General features: G+C 70.6%; 17 protein-coding genes. 6 read left to right on the top strand and 11 right to left on the bottom strand.

Annotated features, from left to right (window positions below):
• Window positions 1-3 precede the first annotated feature (3 nt).
• On the top strand, window positions 4-1,014 hold the full coding sequence (locus OG897_RS14770; protein WP_266656934.1) for a TauD/TfdA family dioxygenase: 1,011 nt from the start codon (window positions 4-6) through the stop codon (window positions 1,012-1,014).
• Between the two features lie 61 nt (window positions 1,015-1,075).
• Complete coding sequence (locus tag OG897_RS14775; protein WP_266656935.1) at window positions 1,076-1,609, top strand: flavin reductase family protein; 534 nt, start codon at window positions 1,076-1,078, stop codon at window positions 1,607-1,609.
• A 110-nt stretch (window positions 1,610-1,719) separates the two neighbouring features.
• On the opposite strand, the gene OG897_RS14780 is transcribed toward OG897_RS14775, so the two are convergent.
• The 11 genes from OG897_RS14780 to OG897_RS14830 all read right to left on the bottom strand — a co-directional run bounded on the left by OG897_RS14780 (window position 1,720) and on the right by OG897_RS14830 (window position 10,230).
• The gene (locus OG897_RS14780; RefSeq protein WP_266656937.1) at window positions 1,720-1,974 is read right to left on the bottom strand and encodes an EF-hand domain-containing protein; all 255 of its coding nucleotides are present in this window, start codon (window positions 1,972-1,974) and stop codon (window positions 1,720-1,722) included.
• 222 nt (window positions 1,975-2,196) lie between these two features.
• The gene (locus OG897_RS14785) at window positions 2,197-3,354 is read right to left on the bottom strand and encodes a Glu/Leu/Phe/Val dehydrogenase dimerization domain-containing protein (RefSeq protein ID WP_266656939.1); all 1,158 of its coding nucleotides are present in this window, start codon (window positions 3,352-3,354) and stop codon (window positions 2,197-2,199) included.
• Window positions 3,351-3,566: an MbtH family NRPS accessory protein gene (locus tag OG897_RS14790; protein ID WP_266656941.1), complete on the bottom strand. Its 216-nt coding sequence runs from the start codon at window positions 3,564-3,566 to the stop codon at window positions 3,351-3,353. Before OG897_RS14790 ends, OG897_RS14785 begins: the two co-directional genes overlap by 4 nt.
• Before the next feature lie 41 nt (window positions 3,567-3,607).
• Window positions 3,608-4,336: an indole-3-glycerol-phosphate synthase gene (locus OG897_RS14795; RefSeq protein ID WP_266656943.1), complete on the bottom strand. Its 729-nt coding sequence runs from the start codon at window positions 4,334-4,336 to the stop codon at window positions 3,608-3,610.
• On the bottom strand, window positions 4,333-5,040 hold the full coding sequence (locus OG897_RS14800; RefSeq protein ID WP_266660185.1) for an N-(5'-phosphoribosyl)anthranilate isomerase: 708 nt from the start codon (window positions 5,038-5,040) through the stop codon (window positions 4,333-4,335). Before OG897_RS14800 ends, OG897_RS14795 begins: the two co-directional genes overlap by 4 nt.
• Before the next feature lie 5 nt (window positions 5,041-5,045).
• Window positions 5,046-6,185, bottom strand: coding sequence for an acyl-CoA dehydrogenase family protein (locus tag OG897_RS14805; RefSeq protein WP_266656945.1), 1,140 nt, complete (start codon window positions 6,183-6,185; stop codon window positions 5,046-5,048).
• 13 nt (window positions 6,186-6,198) lie between these two features.
• Window positions 6,199-6,573, bottom strand: coding sequence for an ectoine synthase (locus tag OG897_RS14810; protein ID WP_266656947.1), 375 nt, complete (start codon window positions 6,571-6,573; stop codon window positions 6,199-6,201).
• Window positions 6,554-7,390 (bottom strand): tryptophan synthase subunit alpha, encoded by an 837-nt coding sequence (gene trpA, locus OG897_RS14815; RefSeq protein ID WP_266656949.1) that lies wholly within the window; start codon window positions 7,388-7,390, stop codon window positions 6,554-6,556. Before trpA ends, OG897_RS14810 begins: the two co-directional genes overlap by 20 nt.
• Entirely contained in the window at window positions 7,387-8,424 is a 1,038-nt protein-coding gene (locus OG897_RS14820; RefSeq protein WP_266656951.1) for an anthranilate phosphoribosyltransferase, read from the bottom strand. Before OG897_RS14820 ends, trpA begins: the two co-directional genes overlap by 4 nt.
• Before the next feature lie 2 nt (window positions 8,425-8,426).
• Window positions 8,427-8,690 carry an acyl carrier protein gene (locus OG897_RS14825; RefSeq protein ID WP_266656953.1) on the bottom strand — a complete coding sequence of 88 codons (264 nt, stop codon included), beginning with the start codon at window positions 8,688-8,690 and terminating at the stop codon, window positions 8,427-8,429.
• Window position 8,691: 1 nt separating this feature from the next.
• Window positions 8,692-10,230, bottom strand: a complete 1,539-nt coding sequence (locus OG897_RS14830) for an AMP-binding protein (RefSeq protein WP_266656955.1) — start codon at window positions 10,228-10,230, stop codon at window positions 8,692-8,694.
• Window positions 10,231-10,758: 528 nt separating this feature from the next.
• Between OG897_RS14830 and OG897_RS14835 the strand changes: the two genes are divergently transcribed.
• The 4 genes from OG897_RS14835 to OG897_RS14850 all read left to right on the top strand — a co-directional run bounded on the left by OG897_RS14835 (window position 10,759) and on the right by OG897_RS14850 (window position 20,086).
• Window positions 10,759-12,417 carry a condensation domain-containing protein gene (locus OG897_RS14835; RefSeq protein ID WP_266656957.1) on the top strand — a complete coding sequence of 553 codons (1,659 nt, stop codon included), beginning with the start codon at window positions 10,759-10,761 and terminating at the stop codon, window positions 12,415-12,417.
• A 90-nt stretch (window positions 12,418-12,507) separates the two neighbouring features.
• Complete coding sequence (locus tag OG897_RS14840) at window positions 12,508-16,521, top strand: amino acid adenylation domain-containing protein (RefSeq protein WP_266656959.1); 4,014 nt, start codon at window positions 12,508-12,510, stop codon at window positions 16,519-16,521.
• Window positions 16,518-19,715 carry an amino acid adenylation domain-containing protein gene (locus tag OG897_RS14845; RefSeq protein WP_266656961.1) on the top strand — a complete coding sequence of 1,066 codons (3,198 nt, stop codon included), beginning with the start codon at window positions 16,518-16,520 and terminating at the stop codon, window positions 19,713-19,715. Before OG897_RS14840 ends, OG897_RS14845 begins: the two co-directional genes overlap by 4 nt.
• Complete coding sequence (locus OG897_RS14850; RefSeq protein ID WP_266656963.1) at window positions 19,715-20,086, top strand: nuclear transport factor 2 family protein; 372 nt, start codon at window positions 19,715-19,717, stop codon at window positions 20,084-20,086. Before OG897_RS14845 ends, OG897_RS14850 begins: the two co-directional genes overlap by 1 nt.
• Window positions 20,087-20,089: the final 3 nt, after the last annotated feature.

Genomic DNA, 20,089 nt, shown 5'->3' on the forward strand with positions numbered 1-20,089 from the left:
CTGATGACCCCGATGACCCCGATGACCGCTGCCCGACTGCCCCACAGCGCCCCACCCCCGAGCAGCGAAGTGGTGCTGGACGCGCCCGCCCGCTCCCAGCTCGAAGCGCTAGCGCACACCCTGCTGACCGTGGCCGACGGCCGGATCGACACGCCGCAGTGGGTCGGCGCCGTACGGCACGCCTGGGCCGACGCACCGGCCTCGCTGCGGCGTGCCCTCACCGAGTACCGACGTGACTCCGGCACTTCGGGCGCGCTGCTGCTGCGCGGCCTGCCGATCGACCCCGGCACCGTGCCGGACACCCCGACCGTGCCGGGCTCGGTCCAGCGCACCGCCACCCTGCCCGCGGCCGTGCTGATGCTCGTCGCGCACGGGCTCGGCGATCCCGTCTCCTACCGCCCGGAGAAGTCCGGCGCGCTCGTGCAGGACGTGGTGCCGGTGCCCGGCCTGGAGGACTTCCAGGGCAACGCGGGATCGACCCGGCTGACCTTCCACGTGGAGAACGCCTTCCACGAGCACCGCCCCGACCACGTCCTGCTGCTGTGCCTGCGGGCGGACCACGAGCGAGAGGCCGAACTGCGTCTGTGCTCCTCCCGGCAGGTGCTGCCCCGCCTCGGCGAGTCGTCCCTGGCCGTGCTGCGCGGCCCCCACTTCGAGACCTCGCCGCCTCCGTCCTTCGCGACGGACGGGGACCGGCGGCCGCACGCGGTGCTCGCGCACGGCGACGAGGACCCGGTGCTGCGGATAGACGAAGCCGCGACGAGGCCGCTGGACGCGCGGGCGGCGACGGCCCTGGCCGAACTGTCGGACCTGTTCCAGGAGTCGTACCGCGCGGTGCGGCTCGCGCCGGGCGACCTGGCCGTCGTCGACAACCGGGTGACGGTCCACGGGCGGTCCGCGTTCGTACCGCGCTACGACGGCCGCGACCGCTGGCTGCAACGCACCTTCGTCGCCGCCGACCTGCGCCGCTCGCGCAGCCACCGGCCGGGGGACGGACAGGTCCTGACCCGCTGACGGCCGACCGCCACTCCGTCCGCCCGCCACTTCACCACTTCACCACTTCCAAGGGGTTGTCTTGCCCACGTCGATGACCGAAGCCGACAGCGACGCCCAGCTCTTCCGGCGCGTGGCCGGACGCTTCACCACGGGCATCACCGTGGTGACCACCCGGATGGACAGCGGCCCGTTCGGGATGACCGCCAACTCCTTCACCACCGTGTCCCTCGAACCGAGGCTGGTCCTGGTCTGCGTCGGCGAGCGGGCCCGCATCCGTGAACACCTGCTCGCCTCGGGCACCTTCGCGGTGACCGTCCTCGGCGCGGGCCAGCAAGCCACCGCCCGCCGGTTCGCCGACCCGGCCCGGCCCGGCGGCGCCGCCGACTTCGCCGACGACCCCTGGGCACCGGGCCCGGCCACCGGCAACCCGGTCCTCCTCGACGGATCCGGCTGGTTCGACTGCGCCGTGCGCGACGTCCACCCGGCCGGGGACCACTCGATCGTCGTGGGCGAGGTCCTGGCCCTCAGCCTGCTCCCGGCCGAGCAACCGCTGCTCTTCGCGGGCGGCGAGTTCCTGACCGCCAACCGCCCCACGCTGGAGGCTTCCGCATGACACGGTGTGAGAGCTGGCGATACCAGTCGGGGGCTTCGACCTGCCGCCACCATGCGTCGGAGGACGCATTCCCGTAGTCCTGGCACCGGGCCCGCTCGGCTTCCCGGCGGTCAGCTCCAGCCGAACCGGCGGTCCACGACTGCGGTGAACTCCTCGAAGGTGAGTGCTGCGTCGCCGTCCTGGTCGGCGGCATCGAACAGAGCGGAGGACGCGTCGGCGTCCTGCACCCCCCAGGACGGGATGACACCTGCTGCGGCCAGCGACGGTCCCCTCGTCCGCAGGGCAACGATCACCTCTTCACGGGTCAGCAGCCCGTCGCCGTTCAGATCGAGGGCCTCGAAGAGGCTGCGGGCCTTGTCACTCATCAGATGTCCCCGTTGGTATGCGGCAGGCGGGAAACCCATCCCGCTCAGACGAAAGGACGCACGCCGAACGGCCTGGGTTGCCCCAGCGCCCCACCGCCACCGGGGCCGGGCGCTCTCGCCGCTGCGCAAGGACTCGTCCAGCAGCCGCACCGCGTCGACCACTGGGCCATCGGACACGGGCTGGGCCGGGGTGCTGAAGGTCGGGTGAGAACGGTTCGGCCGTTATGGGGCGGGGTTTTGGTGCAGCCCTTTCGCGGTGAGCAGTTGTGCGACCGGTTCCGTGCTGCCCGAGGTGTGCAGTTCCTGGACGAGCTCGCAGTTCCTGGTGATCCTGGCGGAGATCCAGGCGCGCAGCCATGCGGACAGTCGTGGCAGGGGCAGGTCGGACGGGGCGAGTCCGGCGAGGACGCAGCCGGTTGCCGCCGCGCCGCCCACGTTCACGACCACGTCCGGCAGGACGGTGTGGCCGGACTCGCGCAGCAGCCGACGGGCCGGTTCCGTACAGCTCATGTTCCCGCCCTCGACCACCGTCCCGGCCCGGACCTGGGACACGGTGTCCTCGCGGACCGCCGCCGCGGATGCCGCGAGTACGAGGACGTCGGCGTCGACGTGCAGCCATGCCTGCGCGGACCTGTGCACCCGGGCCGTCGCGGGCAGCCGTGTGCGGTCGATGGTGCCGTCGCTGCTGGTGAGCGCGGTGAGTTCGGTGACGGGCAGCCCGTTCTGGTCCTCGATCGTGCCCCGTACGTCGGCCACGGCCACCACCCGGTGCCCGTGGTCGGACAGGTGGCGGGCCACCGCGCGGCCGACCGTGCCGTATCCCTGGATCGCGATGCGCTGCGGGGTCCGCGTACCGGCGGCGCGCAGGGCTCCGAGCACCGCGACGGCCACGCCGAACCCGGTGATGTCGGCCATGTGGGTCCACAGTTCGTCCCAGCCGACGGTGAGCCGGGTCGCGCCGGGCCGGTGGGCGACGTCGTACCCGGCGGCTTCGAACGCTGTCCGGCGGTCCGCATAGGTGGTGCCCTGGTCGCATCCGAGGTAGATGCCGCCGTGCAGGAGGGGGGCTGCCGCGCGGCCGAACGCCCGCATGACCTCGGGCCGTTGGACGGGCACTCCGGGCGCGGGCGCTATACCGGCCTTGGCACCCCCGATGGGCAGGCCGACCAACGCCAGTTTGTGGGTCATGGCCCTGGCGAGGTGGGCCAGTTCCCGCTCGGTCACCGTCGTGGTCATCCTGGTCCCGCCCATGGCCAGCCCGTCGACCGTGCGGTCGACGACGACCCATGCCCGGGCGTCGTCCGGCTCCATGCGCAGGGTGGTGGAGAGCAGGGGCCGGGGCGGGTCGGCCGGGGCCGGTGGGGAGAGTGTCCTGTTCACTGGGCATCGGATTCGGCAGCGGTACGCAGTCGGAGGCTCCGCGGGCGCATGTCGGTCCATACGCTCTCGATGTGTGCGAGGCACTCGTCCTTCGCGCCCTGCACGCCGACCTCGTGCCAGCCTGCCGGAGTGTCGCGGTCGGCGTTCCAGATCGAGTACTGCTCCTCGTCGTTGACGACGACCTTCCACTGCTCTGCTGCTGTGTTGCTCATGTGCTGTCCTCCGGTTGGTGAGGTTGTTGCGGCTGTTGCGGTCATTGGGATTTTTGCGGTCGTTCGAGTGGTCGGGGCAGATCTTGGTGTTCGCGGTCGAAGTCGTCGATCCAGCGGGAGAGGCTTTCGGCGCGCAGGAGCCCCGTGCCGACGAGCACTCCGGCGAAGCCCTCCCGCAGCAGCCGGGCCGCGCCGTCCGGGTGCTCGATGCCGCTGGCGCTGACCGGGCACGGGGTGCCGGTGCGCCGCAGCGACGGCAGGAGATCCGTGCTCCGTCCGAGATGCGCCGGGCCGCGTTCGCGGGTCGTGATGTCCTTGTTGTTGACCGCGATCACACAGTCCCGCGCCCTCGGCACACGGAGCGTCTCCGCCTCCGTCGTCACCTCGACGAAAGGGGTCAGGCCGAGCTGCACGGCGTGCTCGATGAGGCTGCCGAGGGTGGATTTCGGCAGGAGCGCGGCGGTGAGCAGGACGGCGGACGCACCGTCTTCCCTGGACTGCTCCACCTGGCTTCGGTGGGTGATGAAGTCCTTCTGGAGCAGCGGGAGTTCGGTGGACCGTGCGACCTGGTGCAGCAGGGCTCGGGTGCCGCCGAACCAGCGGCCGGTCACCACGGAGAGGCAGGGTGCGCCTGCGTCCTCGTAGGCGGTGACCACGTCCTCGACGGACCGGCCGCCGAAGAGGTCGCGGCCCGCTGCGTCCTGCCGTTTGAGCTCCATGATCACCGGTCGGCGGGCACCCAGCAGCGCCTCGGTGAAGGCGGCCGTCATGACTCCGCCCCCGAGCTCTCGGCGCCCGCTCGCCAGCCCCGGACCAGCGCCGTGACCCGCTCGGCCCGCAACCGTCCGCTGTCGGGGTCCCTTGCTGCCGTGTCCACGTCGATCCCCCGGAACAGGGGGTGCTCCAGCACGGCCCGGTAGTCCGGTCGGCTGTCTGCCGAGATGCCGCCCGCGAGCAGGAAGGGGCGCGACATCCGCTCCACGACCTCCAGCACGGCGCAGCCGTCCACCTGGTGTCCCGTGCTGCCGATGCGGCCGTCCTCGGCCGTGGCGTCCACCAGGAAGAGATCCGTTCCCGCCCGCTCGTACGACGGGATCAGGGGCAGTTCGGGACAGGCGCCCGCGCGTTGTGCGCCGCGGTGCGCGACGTGCACGACCTTGATCACGGTGCGGTCCCCCGCTCTCTTCAGCGCGCGGACCGTGCCGGGTGTCTGGTAGCCGTGCAGTTGGATCCAGTCGACCCGGGTGGCGGTCAGGGCGGTGCGCAGTGCTTCGGTGTCGTTCAGGAAGGTGACGAGGACGGGACGGAGGCGTTGGGTGCGGTGTGCGGCCTCGGCCAGTGCCGCCAGTTCCTGCGGAGGCAGGTCCGCGCGGCCACCGGGAACGCCGTGCCACAGGCCGACGAGGTCGGCTCCCGCCGAGGCGAGCAGCTCGATGTCCCCGAGGGAGGTGGCGCCGCAGATCTTGACCAGCATCGGCGTCACAGCCCCAGCATCGACGCGATGCGATTGCGCTGGATCTCCGAGGTGCCCGAGTAGATGGTGCCCGCCGTCGCGTCCCGCAGGTCCTTCTCCAGTCCGCACTCGGTGAGGTACCCCTGGCCTCCGAAGATCTGCACCGCGGCCTGCGCGGAGGCGATGTTGCTCTCACTCGTGAGCAGTTTGCCGGTGGCGACGTCCATCGTGACGTTCTCGCCGGCCGTCAGGCGCTCCGCCGTGTCGTAGAGCCACCTCCGGGCGGTCTCCAGACTGGTCCTCATGTCCACGATCCGGTGGGCGATCGACTGGTTCGCACCGATCGGCTTCCCGAACTGGGAGCGCGTGCGCGCGTATGCGACCACGCGGTCGAGCCGGTGGCGCATCTGGCCGGTGTTGATGATGAAGGAGCAGAGGATCTCCCACTTCATCACGTGGTCCAGGACGAGGAACCCGGAGCCGACGCGCCCGATGAGGGAGGACGCGGGAAGTCGGCAGTCGTCGAAGTGCACTTCGCCCAGTGGTGAGGTGCGCAGCCCCATCTTGCTGACGGGAGCTCCGACCGAGAGCCCCGGGGTGTCCCGTTCCACGACGAAGGCGCTGATGCCCAGCGGGCCGCCGTCCGGGTGGGTGCGGGCGTACACGACGAACACGTCGGCCACCGGTCCGTTGCTGACGAAGCACTTGCTCCCCCGCAGCACGAAGGTCTCACCTTCGCGCGTCGCCGTCGTCCGCATGGCCAGCGCGTCGGAGCCACTCTCGGTCTCGGTGATCGCATGCGCCCCGATCGTCTCCCCGGAGCAGATTCCGGGCAGATAGCGCTGCTTGAGCGCGTCCGATCCGAAGCGCTGGACGGGTACGCCGACGCTCACCATGTGGGTGGAGACGGAGAAGTTCAGTCCGCCGTCACGGCATCCGGCGCCGAGTTCCTCCAGTACGTACATGGTGGTGAGCAGGGACTGGCCGAGCCCGCCCCACTGTTCGTCGAAGGGCAGACCGAGGATGCCGGACTCCTGGATCAGCTTCCACTGCTCGTACGGGAAGACGCCTGCGGCGTCCCGCTCCGTGTGGCCGGAGCTGAGCGCCTGGTGCCAGCGGCCGATGCCCTGGCGCAGGGCTTCCTGGTCGGCGTCCCATCTGATCATGCGTCAGCACCCCTCAGTAGTGGGAGAATTCGGAGGAGTCCAGGCTGTGCCGCTCGCTTCCGTGCAGCGCGGGCGTGAAGACGCAGACCAGTCGGAGGTCTTCGTCCGGTCCCGCGATGAGGAAGTGGGCGTCGTGCTGGTCGAGTGCGTAGAGCGTGCCGGGCTCGATCGTGTGTGACGTACCGTCAGCATCGACCACCTCGCCCGTGCCGCTGATGCAGTAGCACGCCTCCAGGTGGCGTCGGTACTCCAGCGGGGACGTGGTGCCCGCTCGCACCGTGGTGTCGGTCATCGAATAGCCCATGCCATCGGCTTCGACCAGAAATCTGCGGCTGAGGCCGTTGCCCCAGTCCACGGCCGCCACCTCGTCAAGACGTCGGACAATCATGGGGTGAAACTCCTGACCGGGTAGGGGAAGGGGGAAGAAGGGTGGTGACGAAGGTGTGGAACTCATCGACCACGTCGGCCTGTTGGGCGAGTGCTTCCTCGATGCGGGCGACTCCGGCGCTGCCCACGATCGCGGCGTCCGCGCCGAGGGCGTGCACCGCGGCGATGTCGGTCCTGGACCGGATGCCGAATCCGACGGCGATGGGCGCCGTCGATCTCCTGCGCAACATCGCTATGGTGTCGGCCAGTTGGCGACGGTCGACGGAGGGTGTGCCGCCGCTGCGGCCGTAGTGGGCGACCAGATACAGATACGCGGTCGCGTGCTCGGCGGCCTCGGCCTTCACCTCCTCGGCCGAACTCGGGTAGCAGGTGGTCACCAGGGGCAGCCCCGCGTCCCGGGCCGCGTCCCGGCAGCCGGTACGCAGCCGTGGGGGCAGACCGTGGACGAGCAGTCCGTCGGCGCCCGAGGCTGCGACCCGGGCGGTGAAGTCCGCCAGCGGCAGGGGTTTGACCGTGTGGCTCCAGTCGGCCAGCAGCGCCACCCTCAGGTGGCGGAGACCGGGCCGGATCGCGGCGAGGAAGTCGAGCACTTCGTCGAGCCCGACGCCCTGCCCCAACGCCCGTTGCGCGGAACGCCGGTTGACCTCCCCGTCCGTGACCGAGTCGGGAAAGGGCACGGCCAGCTCCAGGCAGTCCACCCGGCAGTCGTCGAGCATCCGCATGATGTCGGCCAGTACGGGCAGTGGCGGATCCCCGGCGTTGAGGAACAGGGCCAGGCCCGGCCGGTCGGGTGCTCGCCGCGCGAAGAACTCGCTCACCGCAGGCCCGCCCCGCCCGCAGTCGTACGCCCGGGCTGTGTCCGCAGCCGGTTGACGAGGTCGAGTGCGCGGCCGCTGCGCAGGGCGTCGTCGGCTGCCGCTCTCGCATCGGTCCAGTCCTCGACGAGTCCGCTCGCGACGGCCAGCGCGGCGGCGTTCAGGCAGACCGTACGGGTGGCAAGCGGCCCTCCCTTGCCGGACAGCACGTCGAGGAAGTGCGCGACCACCTCTTCCTTGCGCCCGGCCGGACGGAGATCAGTGATCGAGTACGGGCCGGAGGCATCGGCGCGCAGCAGCTCGGGGCCGGTGCCGTCGTTGCTGTGGATGACGTTGTCGACGGAGCTGACCAGCTCGTCGATGCCTTGGGCGTTGCTGCAGAGCCAGGTCCTGCGGTCGGGCGTGCTGTCCGCGACGTACCGCAGGGTCGGCAGCAGCGAAGGGTCCGCGACGCCGACGAGTCGGCAGGAGACCGGCATCGCCGCCAGGAACGGCCCGACCGCGTTGACGAACCGCCCGAGGGTGCGCAGTTCCAGCGGCAGAATGCTCTTCGCCAGCAGCATCAGCTCGCGGGGGTAGACGAAGTGTCCGGGGAAGGCGATGCCGTGCCGTTCCAGCATGGCACCGGTCTGTTCGTAGGAGGTGGTCAGGGGGATGCCGAGCAGTTCCAGCAGGTCCTGCGATCCGCAGGTGCTCGTATAGGCGCGAGAGCCCGTCTTGGCTACGCGGACCCCCATGGCGGCGGCGACGAGTGCGGCGGCGGTGGAGATGTTGAAGGTGCTGGGGCCGCCGCCGGTGCCGACGATGTTGACCGTGCCGTCCGGCAGTCCGACGGGCTGCGGGCGGCGTTCGTCCAGTGAGCGCAGGAACGCGCTCAGTGTGTCCTGGTCGGGCATACGGGTGGCGAGCGAGGCCAGCAGCGCCACCGTCTCACCCCGCTGGAGACCGCCTTCGTGCAGCCGGTCCCAGAAGGACCGCCACGCCTGCTGCTCGATGGGGCGGTCCCGGGTGAGCAGCGCCAAGGGCACGTCGTGCATGGCTACTTGGCCTCCGCCTGCTGCCGCTCGGTCTGCTCGATCAGCGTGCAGATCTCACGGACGGTGCGGAAGTTCTCGGGGACGAGGTCGATCTCCTCGGCCCGCAGGTCGAAACTGTCCTCCAGCCAGGCCATCGTCTTGAGCAGGCCGAGGCTGTCGATGACCCCTCCGGCCATCAGGTCGTAGTCGGAGGCCAGTTCGGTGATGTCGACGTCCGGCAGGAACTCCTCGATGATGAACTGCTTGACCACCGTGTCGTGCTGCATGTCAGTGTTCCTTCGTTCGTACGTGAGGGGGGTGTGCCTCCGCGACGAGCGCGTGGGCGATCTTGCCGGTGGAGGTCCTCGGCAAGGGGTCGTCCACGATCACCACGGTCGAGGGAATGGCGGTGGTGGGCAGCAGCCCGGCGCAGTGTCCGCGGAGCCGCAGGCTGTTGAGCCCGCTGGCGGGGGTGCGTCGGACGACGCCGTGCAGGAGGTGACCGGCCACGGGGTCGGGCACCGCCATTACTGCCGCCTCCACGACGTCCGGGTGCTTCAGCAGCGTCTGCTCGACCTCATGGGTGTTGATCCGTACGCCACGGACCTTGACCTGGTGGTCGTTGCGGCCTTCCAGGGTGATCCGGCCGTCCCGGTCGCGGCGCACCAGGTCGCCGCTGCGGAAGTAGCGCCGCTCGTGGTGACCGTGGAGATGGGTGGCGAACTTGTCCTCCCCCTCGGCTTGAGCGGCCTGGTCGACGTCCTGTTCCCGGGCGAGGTAGCCGTCGGTCTGGAAGGGGGTCGCGACATGGAGTTCGCCGGTTCCGGGCCCGGTCAGGATCTCGCCGTCGGCGTCGACGATCACGGCGTGCACGCCGGGCAGCGGGTTGCCGATGGGGACCGGCGTGTCCATTGGCTCGCTGCGGTCGACCTCGTGGAGGAAGCTGTCGTTGGTCTCGGTGCAGCCGTAGATGTTGGAGAGCCGTGCCGTGCCGAACAGTTCGGGAAGTCGGGCGAGGCAGCGGGTGGGCATGCTGTCGCCGGTGAACACGGCGTGCTCGACCGTGTCGAGCCGCTGGCCGCGTCGCGCGGCCTCGTCCGCCAGCAGTTGGTAGAACATCGGTACCGCTTGGACGACCTGGACCTCGTGGCGGGTCATGAGGTCCAGGAGATGCCGGGCGTCGGTGGCCTGCGCCGGGTCGACCAGGACCACCCGGCCGCCGTTCTTGAGCGTGGTCCAGACGTCCAGCAGGCACAGGTCGAAGTTGAGCGGGGCGTAGTTGAGCACGGTCGTTCCCCGGCGGATGCCGAAGTGCTCGCCCGCCCAGTCGGTGAAGCGGTCCACCGCGCCGGTGCTCAGCGGCACGATCTTCGGCTCCCCGGTGGACCCGGAGGTGGTGAGCATGAAGGACACGTCGTCCGGTTCGGCCCGGCGCGGCTCCGGCGGAGCGGCGGACCTGGCCGATGGAGTGCCGGGGCTCTCGCGACTCGCCGGGCTCTCCGGCGACACCACGTGCAAGCAACCTGCCTGCGCGAACAACCGATCCAGTGATCTTCTCGTCAACAAGGGTGACAGCAGGAGAAAACGGCGCCCTTCCACCAGACAGGCGAGCACCAGTGAGATCACCGCGGGCGACTTGGCCGCCAGGATGCCGATCGGCTCGTCCCCACCGGGGTCGAGCCGGGTGAGCCGGGTGCGCTCCCGGTCCGCCAGCTCGTGGAGTTCGGCGTAGGTCGTCTCTTCCCCGTGCCAGACCAGCGCCGGATCGCCGGGGTGGTTGATGACGTGGGAGACGAAGGAACTCACTAAGTTCTGGTGTCGCATCATGACTTCTCCGAAGCTCCTGCACGTTCCTGCATGCCTGCACGCTTGCGTGTCTGCGCACCCGTGTGCCGGTGTTCCCGTGTGCCCGAAATAAGAATTCCTTAAGGCGTTCAACTCGAATGGCACCCTTACATGAAAGGACGCCAATAATCACCTTCGGGGCGGCAGAAAATTGCAACGCAATACTGCCCGGTAATCTTCGAGTTGAGACCATACCCTCGGCCACGCACGGCATTCACTCTCCATGAGAGCAGGTATGACCAGTGCAAACGCTCGGACTTTCCGATGTCAACCCGGGCGTTAATTTACCTCGTGACCCGGATCAACATGTTGGCGTTCGACGACGTGATGTTATCCATCGAACCCATCCGGACGCAACGAAAAGATTTCTTGACGTCGGACCACCCCAACGATCTTGCCGAGCCGGGTGAACGTCGACTAGCGTCCTTGATGCGGTTCGCGGTGAAGCGAATCAGCGGGGCCTTCCCGTTCTCCACAGACTTCCCGAACGCCGTGAAAGGTGAATCCGTCATGCCTTCCTCCGAACGGTGCGTGGAAACTCCGGCGAAGTTGTCCTTCGCGCAGCAGCGGCTGTGGTTCCTCGACCGGCTCCGGCCGGGCCGGGCCGACCACAACGTGCCGGTCGCGGTCCGCCTGCGGGGCCCGCTGGACCAAGGGGCGCTGGTCCTGGCGCTGACCGAAGTGGTGCGAAGGCACGAGGTGTTACGCAGCAGGATCGTCGTCATCGACGACACCCCGTACCAGGTCACGGAGCCGGTCGACACGTTCGTACCGGCCCTGAACGACCTCGCCGCCCTCCCCTGGGCACAGGCCGAGGAGCGGGCTCACGCGTTGGCGGTCGAGGACGCGGGCACCCCGTTCGACCTCGGTACCGCGCCGTTGCTGCGCGCCCGGCTGATCCGTACCGCCGCCGACGATCACCTGCTGGTGCTCGTGTTCCACCACATCGCCGCCGACGGCTGGTCGCTTTCGGTGCTGTGGCAGGAGTTCTCCGCCGTCTACCGGGCCGCGGTCTGCGGCAGACCGTCCGACCTGCCGGAACTCCCCGTCCAGTACGCGGATTTCGCCGACTGGCAGCACCAGCACCTCACCGGTACGGCACTGCGCGAGCAGCTCGCCCACTGGCGGGAGCGGCTGGGCCATAAGAACCCGTCGTCGTTCCCGACCGACCACCCGCGTCCCGCACTGTGGTCGGGGCGCGGGGACCAGATCGAGGTGGAGTTCCCCGCAGAGCTCACCCCTCGCATCCGGGCGCTGGGGCTCGCCCATGAGGTGACGCCGTTCATCACCCTGCTGGCCGCCTTCCAGGTGCTGCTCGCGCACCACTCGGGCGAGCCGGACCTGCCGGTGGGAACGCCGATCTCCGGACGGACCCGCATCGAGGTGGAACCGTTGATCGGGTTCTTCGTCAACACCCTGGTCCTGCGAACGGACCTGACGGGAGATCCCACCTTCACCGAGGCGCTCGACCGGGCGCGCCGGTGCGCGATGGACGCCTACTCCCACCAGGACGTGCCCTTCGAGCGCCTGGTGGAGGAGCTGCACCCCGAACGCGATCTCGGTCGGCACCCTCTCTTCACGGTCATGTTCCAGGTGGAGGCGGAGCCCGCCCTCCCGTCCGGGCTGCCGGAGCTGGAGGCGAGCGCCCACCACATGCCGTACGACCTGGTGAAGTTCGACGTCGAGGTCTCCCTGACGGACCGGGGCGACCGCTTCACCGGCGTGGTCCGCTACGCCGCGGATCTCTTCGAGCGCAGCACCGTGGAACGCTTCGCCGAGGACTACCGGGAACTGCTCGACCGGCTCGTCACCAGCCCCGAGCAGCCGATCTCGGCCTGGGGGCCGCAGCTCGCCCCGCGCGCGATCCCGGCCGCTCCCGTGGTGCCGCCGGAGGCCGGGCGGGGCACGCCGGACGACGCACCTCCCACCGAGACGGAACTGCTCGTCCTGGAGGTCTGGTCCGAGGTCCTCGACGTCGCCCCGAGCAGCGTGCACGACGACTTCTTCGTCCTGGGCGGACACTCGCTGCTCGCCTCGAAGGTCATGTCCCGGCTCTGCCGGGCACTCGACTTCGAACTGCCGCTCACCCTGCTCTTCTACTGCCCCACCGTCGCGGAACTGGCCCAGGGCATCGAAGCGGCGTTGCTGGCAGACCTCGAAAACGCGTAGATCTCGACAGCGCCCAGATCTCGACAGCACCCAGATCTCGACAGCGCCAACTCCCACCCGGCCCACCCCCGCCGGAGAGGACCCACACCTGTGACGAAGCACCCCGCTCGCCCCACACCGGACGTACCTCCCGCAGCCGCTCCTGCCACCGCACGGGCGCTGCTGGAGCAACGTATCCGCGCCGCCCGGCAGAACACCGCTGCCGGTGGCGAACCGTCCGCCGTACCACCCCGCCCCGAGGGCACGCACACGGCTTCGTACACCCAGGAACGCCTGTGGCTGGTCGAGCAGCTTTCCGAAGGACCCGCCCGCTACAACGTCCACGAGGTCTTCCGGCTGCGCGGCCCGCTCGATGTGGCCGCCGTCGGACACGCTTTCGCGGATCTGATACACCGTCATGAGGTGTTGCGTACGGTCTTCACCGAGCGGTCGGGGCGGCCCGAGCCCTCGGTCGCACCGGCCGATTCCTTTGAACTGGCCTTCGTGGACGTACGAGATGATGCCGGGGAGAGCCGAACCGAACAGGCCCTCGCGCTCGCCCACGCCGAGATCCGGCGCCCGTTCGACCTGACTCGCGCCCCGTTGCTGCGCGCGACCCTGCTGCGGACCGGCGAGAACGAACACCTCCTGGTGGTCGTCGTCCATCACATCGCGGTGGACGGATGGTCGATGCCGCTGCTGTGGGACGACCTCTCCGCGATGTACCGGAGCCGACTGGAGGGCCGGAAGCACGAGCTGCCCGTGCCGTCGATCCAGTACGCGGACTTCGCCCACTGGCAGCGGGACCGGCTCAGCGGCGAGCGGCTGCGGGGCCAACTCGACTACTGGCGGGGGCAGCTCGCGGACGTGGCCACGCTGGACCTGCCGACCGACCGGCCGCGCGGCCCGGTCAGCTCGGGTCTCGGCGAGCGGATCACCTTCGCCTTCCCGGACGAACTGGTGGACCGCTTGCGGCTGTTGGGGCAGCAGCACGGCACCACATTGTTCATGACGCTGCTCGGTGGATTCCAGGCGCTGCTCGCCCGCTACAGCGGGCAGAGCGACGTGGCGGTCGGCACACCGGTCGCGGGCCGCACCCGGCCCGAACTCGAAAATCTGGTGGGCGCGTTCATCAACACTCTGGTCGTCAGGACCGACCTGTCGGGCGACCCCGGTTTCGCCGAACTGCTCGGCCGGGTCCGCCGCACCGCCGTCGACGGGTACGCGCACCAGGACATCCCGTTCGAACGACTCGTCCAGGAACTGCGGCCGGAACGCGGTCTCGACCGCAACCCGCTGTTCCAGGTGCTGTTCGCGGGCCTGTCGGGCAGTGCCGCCGGGCCACGGCTGCCCGGGGTGGAGGCCGAGCCGGTCGACCTCGACAACGGCACCGTCAAGGTCGATCTCAGCCTGGTGGTCGCCGAACGGCCGACGGGCACGACCGGCACGGTCGCCTTCGACCGCGACCTCTTCGACCGCCCGACCGTGGAGCGCCTGGTCGGCCACTACCTGCGCCTCCTCGACAGCGCGGTGAGCAACCCCGAACGTCCGCTCTCCCGGCTGGAGCTGCTCACCGGGGACGAACGCCGAGAACTCCTGGCATCGGCGCACGACACCGCCGAGTCCACCCCCTCGGGCCTGTGCCTGCACGAGCTGATCGCACAGCACGCCGTGCTGCACCCCGAAGCGGCGGCGGTCCACTGCGGCGACGAGCGGCTCACGTACGGGGAGCTCGACCGGCGCGCCAACCGGTTGGCGCGTCATCTGCGCGACCGGGGCGCGGGCCCGGAGCGTCTCGTCGGCGTGTGCCTGCCCCGCTCGGTTGACCTGGTCGTGGCCCTGCTCGCCGTCCTCAAGTCCGGTGCCGCCTATCTGCCACTGGACCCCGAACTCCCCCAGCAGCGGCTTCAGTTCATGCTCGCCGACGCCGAGGTGCCGCTGCTGGTCACCCGGCGGTCGCTGGCCGACCGGCTCCCGGAGACCGGTGCCGCCCTCGTGTGGACGGACACCGAGGCGGACCTGATCGCGGCGTGGTCCGACGGACCGCTGCCCGCCCTCGCGGATCCAGCCAACCTCGCGTACTCGATCTACACCTCCGGCTCGACGGGCCGCCCCAAGGCCGTGCTGGTGCCCCACGAGGGCGTCGTCAACTATTTGGTGGTGCGCGGCCGTCAGCTCGACCTGGGCCGGTCCGACGTCGTCGCCTCGGTCGCCTCGATCTCCTTCGACGTCCTCGTCCCCCAGGTGTTCATGCCCCTGGCGTGGGGCGCGAGCGTGGTGATCGCCCCGCCGGAGGTCGCCGTCGACGGGCCACGGCTCGCACAGATGATGGGCCGGTTCGCCGTCACCACGCTGATGGCCACCCCGGCCACCTGGCTCCTGCTGCTCGACAGCGGCTGGCGGGGCGGCCGCTTCCAGGCGATCTGCGTGGGCGAGGCGCTCCAGCCCCAGTTGGCGAGGCGGCTGCTCGGCGTGGTGTCGACCCTGTGGAACGGTTACGGGCCCACCGAGGCATCCGTCGGCTGCGTCACCCACCGGGTGGACGCCGCGCGGGACCTCGACCGGCCGGGCGCCTCCGTCCCGATCGGCCGCCCGCTCGGCAACCTCCGGGTCCACCTCCTGGACCGGGCGGGGGCCCCGGTGCCGGTCGGCGTCCCCGGCGAGATCCACATCGGGGGCGTCGGGGTCACCCGGGGATACGCCAACCGTCCTGCGCTGACCGCCGAGCGCTTCGTACCCGATCCGTACGGCAGCGGCGGGCGGCTGTACCGGACCGGGGACCTCGCCCGGTACCTGCCGGACGGCACCCTCGTCTTCCTCGGCCGCACCGACGAACAGGTGAAGGTGCGGGGATACCGCATCGAACTCGGCGAGATCGAGGCCGCGTTGCTGGCACGGCCCGAAGTCGCCAGGGCCGTCGTCACGGTGCGCGGCACCGGAGCGGACGTCGAACTGGCCGGATACGTGGTGTGGCAGGACGGCACGGGAGACCTGCCCGCACTGCGGCGGGCCCTGTGCGAGACCCTCCCCGAGTTCATGGTCCCCGCGACCCTGACCGCGCTGGAGAGGGTGCCGCTGACCACGAACGGCAAGGTGGACCGAGGGGCCCTGCCCGCCCCCGCCCGCCGGGACCAGGACTCCCCGGTACTGCCCCCTCGGGACGTGCTGGAACTGAGGATGACCAGGATCTGGCAGCGTGTGCTGGGCTGCCCGCAGGTCGGCGTGCGGGACAACTTCTTCGAGCTGGGCGGGCATTCGCTCAGGGCGGTGCAGCTCATGGAGGAGATCCGCCGGGAGCTGAGCGTGCGCGCACCGCTCAACACGGTGTTCCGCCACCCCACCGTCGAGGGCCTGTGCGCGGAGCTCCCCGCCGCACCGGCCGCACTGCGGCAGCTCGTGGTGCCTCTGGTGGAGAGCGATTCCCGGCGGGCGCCGCTGTTCCTGGTGCATCCGCAGAGCGGTGGCGCCTCCGGGTACCTCTCGCTGACGGGACTCCTCGGCACTGACCGGCCGGTGTACGGCATCGAGGCCGTCGGCTACGACACCGACGAGCAGCCGCTCGCCACGGTCGAGGAGCAGGCACACCGCTACCTCCGCGAGCTGCGGAAGGTGGCGCCCGAAGGGCCGTACCTGCTGATGGGGTGGTCCTACGGGGGGCTCGTCGCCTTCGAGATGGCCCGGCTCCTTGAGGACGAGGGCAACGCGCCGGAGTTCCTCGGCATCATCGACGTCGGGGCGCCGGGGGCACCGCGCGGCGAACGCCCCGAGAACGGGAACGCTCCGTTCCGGATTGGCTCCGGCCCGGAGCAACTCCCCGCACAGGGAGGGACCGCGCTCCTGCGCCGCATGGAACGCATCTTCGCCGCGAACGGTGACGCTGTTGCGCGCTACCGCTCGACGCGGCGGCTGCGTATGCCCATCCACCTCTTCGTGAGCGCCGACGACCATCCCACGCTCCGTACCCCCCAGGTGGACACCGCGCTGTGGGAGCAGCACACCGACGGCGGGCTGAGCGTGTTCGACGTGCCCGGCAACCACTTCGACATGCTGTCGCCGCCGCACGTCGCGGCCTTCACCGAGACCCTGTCCTCGATCCTCGATCCCTCCAGGAAGGCCGCCACATGAGTGCCGACTTGCCACTGACGTCGGCGCAGTCCGGAATCTGGTTCGCCCACCACCTGCGTGCGGGCAGTGCGGCGTACAACACGGGCGAGTACCTCGACATCCCCGGACCGGTCGACGAGGACCTGTTCGAGCGCGCGGTGCGCAGTGTGGTGGACGAGACCGATTCGCTGCGCGTGCGGTTCACCGTGGGCGCCGACGGGCCCCGGCAGACTGTCGAACCCTCCCTGGACCCCACCTGGTCGATGCACAGGGCCGACCTCAGCTCCGCGCCCGATCCGCATGCGGCGGCCGTGGCGTGGATGAGGGCGGAACTGGCCACCCCGGTCGACCTCCTGCGCGGTCCGCTGTTCCGCCAGGCGCTGTTCAGGATCGCGCCGGACCGCTTCCTGTGGTACCAGCGGGTCCATCACATCGTGGTCGACGGCTTCAGCATGTCGCTCCTCGCGCGGCGGGTGGCCAAGACGTACACCGCTCTGGTCGGGGGCACCGACCGCCGGGGAACCGCCTTCGGCCCGCTGACCACCCTCCTGGCCCACGACGCGGACTACGCCGGATCCGGACAACGCGCACGGGACCGGGAGTTCTGGGCGGCCCGGCTGGCCGGGCGGGACGCCCCGGTCAGCCCCGCCGGCCGGTCGGCCGAGGCATCGAGCGGCTTCCTGCGCCGTACGAGCAGCCTGTCCGCGCCCACCATGGCCGCGCTGCGCGGTGCCGCCCAGCACGCCGGTACGACCTGGCCCACCGCGGTGATCGCCACGGTCGCCGCGTATCTCCACCGCGTCACCGGCAAGGGGGACGTCGTCCTCAGCATGCCCGTGACGGGGCGTACGGACCCCGCCGAGCTGGCCGTACCCGGCATGGTGGCGAACGTGGTGCCGCTGCGGCTCCAGGTGCGCCCCGAGCAGAACCTCACCGCCCTCGTTCGCCAAGTGGCTGACGAGGTGGGCGCGTCGCGGCCGCACCAGCGCTACCGGGGCGAGGACCTCCGCAGGGATCTGGGCGAGGACGAGCCTCAGCAGGTCACCTTCGGCCCCGTCGCCAACATCATGTCCTTCTACTACCGTCTGGAGTTCGCCGGGCTCCGCGCCACGGCGCACAACCTGTCGAACGGACCCGTCGAAGACCTTTCGATCTCCGTCTACGACCGGTCCGACGGCACCCGGCCCAGAGTCGATCTCGACGCGAACCCGGCGCTCTACTCCGCTGCTGAACTCGCCTCCCATGAGCGGCGGTTCCTGCACTTCCTTCAGACCGTCGCCGCCGACCCCCACCGTCCGCTCGGCAGCCACGACGTTCTCTCCCCCGAGGAACGGCACCGGACGGTCGTGGAGTGGAACGACACCTCCCGCCCGTTCCCCTCGACGACGGTGCCCGGGGCCTTCGCCGCCCAAGTCGCTCGCACACCCGGCGCGTCGGCCGTAACCTTCGGCGACCTCACCTTGTCGTACGAGGAGTTGAACGAGCGCGCCAATCAGCTGGCGCACCGGCTCGTCGCACGGGGAGTGCGCGGCGAGTCCCGGGTCGCCGTGCTCATGGAACGCTCCCTCGACGTGGTCGTGTCGGTCCTGGCGATCAGCAAGGCCGGGGGCGCCTACGTCCCCCTGGACACCCGTTCCCCGGCGGCCCGGCTGCGCCACGTCATGGCCGAGACCGGCGCCACGGTCCTGCTTACCCATCGGGCCACCGAGGAACACGAACTCGCCGACGGGGTAACGGAGTTGGTGGTCGATGCCAGCGCGTCTGGCCTTCCCGGCGCACCGGCTGACGACCCCCGTGTGCCGCTGCATCCGGATCATCTGGCGTGCGTGCTGTACACCTCGGGTTCCACCGGCACGCCGAAGGGCGTGGCACTCACCCACCGCAACGTTCTGGGCATGACGTCGGACCACTGCTGGCACGGCCAGAACCCCCCTCGGGTGCTCGCACACTCCCCGCACGCCTTCGACGCCTCGACCTACGAGTGGTGGGTGCCGCTGCTCAACGGCGGCCAGGTGGTCATGGCCCCTCCCGGCGACCTGGACCTCGCGGCGTACCGGCGGCTCATCGTCGAACAGCGGGTCAGCGCGCTGTGGCTGACGGCGGGACTGTTCGGGGTGCTCGCGGACGAGTCCCCCGACGCCCTGTCCGGCGTCGCCCAGGTGTGGACCGGCGGGGACGTCGTTCCGGCCGACGCGGTCCGGCGCGTGCTCGACCGGTGCCCCGACACCGTGGTCGTCGCGGCGTACGGGCCGACCGAGGGCACCACGTTCACCACCCGCACCGTGCTGCGCCCGGGGCGGCCCGTGCCCGACGTGGTGCCGCTCGGCCGCCCCATGGACAACAGGCGGGTGTACGTGTTGGACGCGTCGCTTTCGCCGGTGCCGCCCGGTGTGGCGGGCGAGCTGTACGTCGCCGGGGCGGGTGTGGCACGCGGGTACCTGAACCGTCCGCGGTGGACCGCCCGCCACTTCGTGCCGTGCCCGTTCGGCGAGCCGGGCGAGCGGATGTACGGCACGGGCGACGTGGTCCGCTGGAGCCCCGACGGCGACCTGGAGTTCCTCGGCCGGGTCGACGACCAGATCAAACTCCGCGGATTCCGGATCGAGTTGGCCGAGATCGAGGCGCTGCTCGCCGGGCATCCCGGCGTCGCCCGGGCGACGGTGCTCGCGGCCCTGGACCCCTCGGGCGAGAAACGGCTGATCGGCTACGTGGTACCGGCCGCCGGGGCCCCGGGGCTCGACGTGGCGTCGCTGCGGGATCATGCCTCGGCGGTGCTGCCCGACTACATGGTGCCCACGGAGATCATCGCCGTGGACGCCTTCCCGCTGACGCCGCGCGGAAAGATCGACCGGTCCGCACTGCCCGCGCCGCGCTTCCCGTCGCTCTCGTCGGGGCCGGTGTCCGGCGCGTCGGGGCCGGTGACCGCCAGCCCGGCGGAGCAGGCCATGTGCGCCCTGTTCGCCGAGGTGCTCGGACTGCCCGAGGTGGGCGTCCACGACAGCTTCTTCGCGCTCGGCGGGAACTCGCTGCTCGCGACGAGGCTGGTCAACCGGGTGCGGGTGAGGTCCGGCCGGGAACTCACGCTGGGCGCGCTGTTCCAGGCACGTACCCCGGCCCGCCTCGCCGAGGCCGTCGAGGACAGCCCCGGCGCCGCCCTGCCGGGTCCCGTCCGGCGGTCCACGACTCAGACAGAGACCACAGGAAGTGTTGCGTAATGGACCACACGACGGCCACGCTCGGGGTCTCCCGAATACACCGCTACTACGAACTCATCGACGCATCGGACGTCACCGCGCTGGTCGACCTGTTCGCTCCCGACGCGTGCTACCGCCGACCCGGGTACGAACCACTGGTCGGGCACGCCGAGTTGGAGCGGTTCTACCGCGAGCAACGGGTGATCCGCGAGGGCGAGCACACCCTGGCCACGCTGGTCGCGACGGACGACGAGATCGCGGTCCACGGTCTGTTCCGTGGCGTACTGCACAACGGCGACCGGGTGGAGCTGCGGTTCGCGGACTTCTTCCGCATGACGCCCCCGGGTCTCATCGCGGCCCGGGACACGTTCTTCTTCGTCCCGGCGGTCTGAGCC

The sequence above is a fragment of the Streptomyces sp. NBC_00237 genome (genome assembly GCF_026342435.1).
Taxonomy (GTDB): Bacteria; Actinomycetota; Actinomycetes; order Streptomycetales; family Streptomycetaceae; genus Streptomyces.

Bases quoted from the DNA above. Each gene is read 5' to 3' on its own strand.
- OG897_RS14770 (WP_266656934.1), top strand. From the start codon at position 4: ATGACCCCGATGACCCCGATGACCGCTGCCCGACTGCCCCACAGCGCC.
- OG897_RS14780 (WP_266656937.1), bottom strand. From the start codon at position 1,974: ATGAGTGACAAGGCCCGCAGCCTCTTCGAGGCCCTCGATCTGAACGGC.
- OG897_RS14790 (WP_266656941.1), bottom strand. From the start codon at position 3,566: ATGAGCAACACAGCAGCAGAGCAGTGGAAGGTCGTCGTCAACGACGAG.
- OG897_RS14795 (WP_266656943.1), bottom strand. From the start codon at position 4,336: ATGACGGCCGCCTTCACCGAGGCGCTGCTGGGTGCCCGCCGACCGGTG.
- OG897_RS14800 (WP_266660185.1), bottom strand. From the start codon at position 5,040: ATGCTGGTCAAGATCTGCGGCGCCACCTCCCTCGGGGACATCGAGCTG.
- OG897_RS14805 (WP_266656945.1), bottom strand. From the start codon at position 6,185: ATGATCAGATGGGACGCCGACCAGGAAGCCCTGCGCCAGGGCATCGGC.
- OG897_RS14810 (WP_266656947.1), bottom strand. From the start codon at position 6,573: ATGATTGTCCGACGTCTTGACGAGGTGGCGGCCGTGGACTGGGGCAAC.
- OG897_RS14820 (WP_266656951.1), bottom strand. From the start codon at position 8,424: ATGCACGACGTGCCCTTGGCGCTGCTCACCCGGGACCGCCCCATCGAG.
- OG897_RS14825 (WP_266656953.1), bottom strand. From the start codon at position 8,690: ATGCAGCACGACACGGTGGTCAAGCAGTTCATCATCGAGGAGTTCCTG.
- OG897_RS14830 (WP_266656955.1), bottom strand. From the start codon at position 10,230: ATGATGCGACACCAGAACTTAGTGAGTTCCTTCGTCTCCCACGTCATC.
- OG897_RS14835 (WP_266656957.1), top strand. From the start codon at position 10,759: ATGCCTTCCTCCGAACGGTGCGTGGAAACTCCGGCGAAGTTGTCCTTC.
- OG897_RS14845 (WP_266656961.1), top strand. From the start codon at position 16,518: ATGAGTGCCGACTTGCCACTGACGTCGGCGCAGTCCGGAATCTGGTTC.
- OG897_RS14850 (WP_266656963.1), top strand. From the start codon at position 19,715: ATGGACCACACGACGGCCACGCTCGGGGTCTCCCGAATACACCGCTAC.